General features: G+C 34.4%; 2 protein-coding genes and 1 pseudogene. All 3 read left to right on the forward strand.

Annotated features, from left to right (window positions below):
- Positions 1-331: hypothetical protein (locus tag AC1DRF_RS28225; RefSeq protein ID WP_477742336.1), on the forward strand; the 331-nt coding region annotated here is incomplete at its 5' end.
- A gap of 80 nt (positions 332-411) precedes the next feature.
- Positions 412-912 (forward strand): hypothetical protein, encoded by a 501-nt coding sequence (locus tag AC1DRF_RS28230; RefSeq protein WP_162214047.1) that lies wholly within the window; start codon positions 412-414, stop codon positions 910-912.
- A 111-nt stretch (positions 913-1,023) separates the two neighbouring features.
- Positions 1,024-1,297, forward strand: a pseudogene (locus AC1DRF_RS28235) (hypothetical protein); the annotation flags it as partial.

Consider the following 1,297-nt stretch of genomic DNA (forward strand, 5'->3'; position numbering starts at 1 on the left):
GGTAGGAATCGATTTCTGCATTGCCGATAATAAGAAAGAAGCAGCTTTTTCTACTAAGTGTGTAAAATTTGAGGAAAGAGTACACGACTACCTGTTAACAAGAGAATTCAGACATTCGTTTGAATTATTGACAGGATTAGATCAATATGGGGACAAGTTGTTTTCTGTACAAGAAATAAATCAATTAATCAAGGTATGTGAAGCATTACAGACGATCTGTAGACAACCAACGGAGATAGATCTGAAGATGAAAACATTTGCTGAAGCATTAAAGGGCCTTTGCTTAGAGGCACTGAAACTAAATAAATTAGTATTTGCCTCTGGCGATTAATGTAAAATTAAAACTGAAATCAATGTTGTAGTTCCATCGCTTCGATAATATGAATTAATAAATTCAAGGGAGAAAACGTCTTGAAAAAAACATTTCTAAATAAAAATAAAACACTTATAGGGTTAGGATATGAATTTCTAGTCGTTTGTCCACAATGCGCCTCTTGTGCAAAAGTCATAGCTTTAGATGATTCAAGTCCCTACGTCGCTAACGTCAGAAGAAGGTTTGTTTGTACTACTTGCGGAACCACAAAAGACAAAGTTATAAAAGCAAACGGTTACGGACAAGCAAGAGTATCGTACGAACGTAAAGCTGATTATGAAGTAATTTTAATTGGAGATCCCTGCGACTGGTATTTTCAACTTCCGCTCTATTTACAAATTGAATGTAGTGGAAACACCTTATGGGCATTAAACCTGGAACATTTAAATTATATCGAAAGCTATATAGAAGCTGAACTCAGGGAATCACATCCCTATTATTTAAGCGTCGAGAGTCGACTGCCAAAGTGGATGAAGTTTGCTAAGAATAGAGAAGATGTATTAAAAGCTATTCAGAAACTAAAGGTGAAGACTTATTAGGTGCTTTGGCTGATTCGTTATAATTGCCCGTATATCTTTCTAATCATCTTATAAATTAAGCTAAAGAATTCTGCAACTGAAGGTAACTGTTAAATAGCCTAAGTATGGGAAGTGAAGAGTTTGTATCAAACCATAAAAATTAATGATTGGATTTTAGAAATTGATGTTGAAGAAACAAAAACACAGTATTTGAAAAAATGGGATTTGTGCGATTGTCTATATTGTCTAAACTTTTATGAAGCTATGAAGTCCCGATCAGAGATAGAGCTTCAGTTTTTTAACCGACTAGGTATTAATCCTTCTCAATGTAATCACTTATCACATTTTGATTCTCAAGAAAATGGACTCCACTTCTATATTGGCTGCTATCATATGGTAGGTAAGG

This window comes from Priestia sp. P5_B4, assembly GCF_056400385.1.